Annotated in this window: 9 tRNA genes; all 9 read right to left on the bottom strand. The window is 51.8% G+C overall.

The annotated features are described in order from the left end of the window. Positions 1 to 3: 3 nt before the first annotated feature. The 9 genes from CVD19_RS24150 to CVD19_RS24110 all read right to left on the bottom strand — a co-directional run bounded on the left by CVD19_RS24150 (position 4) and on the right by CVD19_RS24110 (position 1,122). Positions 4 to 79 (bottom strand) — tRNA-Asp (locus tag CVD19_RS24150). Positions 80 to 82: 3 nt separating this feature from the next. Further along, positions 83 to 156 (bottom strand) — tRNA-Met (locus tag CVD19_RS24145). Positions 157 to 334: 178 nt separating this feature from the next. Beyond that, a tRNA-Ser gene (locus CVD19_RS24140) sits at positions 335 to 427 on the bottom strand. A 9-nt stretch (positions 428 to 436) separates the two neighbouring features. Beyond that, positions 437 to 513, bottom strand: a tRNA-Ile gene (locus tag CVD19_RS24135). 160 nt (positions 514 to 673) lie between these two features. Further along, positions 674 to 750 (bottom strand) — tRNA-Met (locus tag CVD19_RS24130). Positions 751 to 770: 20 nt separating this feature from the next. Next, a tRNA-Ala gene (locus CVD19_RS24125) sits at positions 771 to 846 on the bottom strand. A gap of 11 nt (positions 847 to 857) precedes the next feature. Then, positions 858 to 934, bottom strand: a tRNA-Pro gene (locus CVD19_RS24120). A 12-nt stretch (positions 935 to 946) separates the two neighbouring features. Beyond that, a tRNA-Arg gene (locus CVD19_RS24115) sits at positions 947 to 1,023 on the bottom strand. Positions 1,024 to 1,033: 10 nt separating this feature from the next. Beyond that, a tRNA-Leu gene (locus CVD19_RS24110) sits at positions 1,034 to 1,122 on the bottom strand. Positions 1,123 to 1,187: the final 65 nt, after the last annotated feature.

The raw sequence follows: 1,187 nt of genomic DNA, 5'->3' as shown, positions 1-1,187 counted from the left end.
AAATGGCGGTCCCGACGGGAATCGAACCCGCGATCTCCTGCGTGACAGGCAGGCATGTTAACCGCTACACCACGGGACCAGATTGCGGGGGCAGGATTTGAACCTGCGACCTTCGGGTTATGAGCCCGACGAGCTACCGGACTGCTCCACCCCGCGACGGTATTATTTCATATAATGTTGCATATGCTCATAGAGAGCAACTGTCCCGATCTCAGAAAGCTTACTCAAGCAGCAACTAGATCGGTACAACTCATCTTTTATTCGATGAAGTAACGCTCGTTGCTCCACCCCGCGACGGTATTATTTAGTGCCAATTACTTTTTTAACAGTAATATGGCGGAGGAAGAGGGATTCGAACCCCCGCGCGGTGTAACCCGCCTGTCGGTTTTCAAGACCGATCCCTTCAGCCAGACTTGGGTATTCCTCCGTAATATAATGGTGGACCTTGTAGGACTCGAACCTACGACCGGACGGTTATGAGCCGTCTGCTCTAACCAGCTGAGCTAAAGGTCCATGTTTAATATTATAAAAATTATGTTGATTCCAACTCTGTTGTCTGTCCCCATCTCGGAAAGCTTATTCAAGCAGCAGCTCGATGGGTACAACTGGGAGCATCTCATGGTAGCCTTGCTCGTTGCTCTAACCAGCTGAGCTAAAGGTCCAAATATAATAATGGTAGCGGCGGAGGGGATCGAACCCCCGACCTTACGGGTATGAACCGTACGCTCTAGCCAGCTGAGCTACACCGCCAAGTTATTGTATTAATATATTGGTGGAGCCTAGCGGGATCGAACCGCTGACCTCCTGCGTGCAAAGCAGGCGCTCTCCCAGCTGAGCTAAGGCCCCAATATTTTGAATGGTCGGGAAGACAGGATTCGAACCTGCGACCCCTTGGTCCCAAACCAAGTGCTCTACCAAGCTGAGCTACTTCCCGATAATTAACTAATGGCGCGCCCGACAGGAGTCGAACCCATAACCTTCTGATCCGTAGTCAGACGCTCTATCCAATTGAGCTACGGGCGCATTAAATATTTGGTGCCGAGGACCGGAATCGAACCGGTACGGTAGTCACCTACCGCAGGATTTTAAGTCCTGTGCGTCTGCCAGTTCCGCCACCCCGGCATAAAAATGGAGCGGAAGACGGGATTCGAACCCGCGACCCCCACCTTGGCAAGGTGATGTTCTAC

Source organism: Bacillus sp. T33-2 (assembly GCF_002860205.1).
Classification (GTDB): domain Bacteria; phylum Bacillota; class Bacilli; order Bacillales; family Cytobacillaceae; genus T33-2.
The sequence above is the reverse complement of the archived record's forward strand: the minus strand, read 5'-3'. Positions and strand labels throughout refer to the sequence as shown.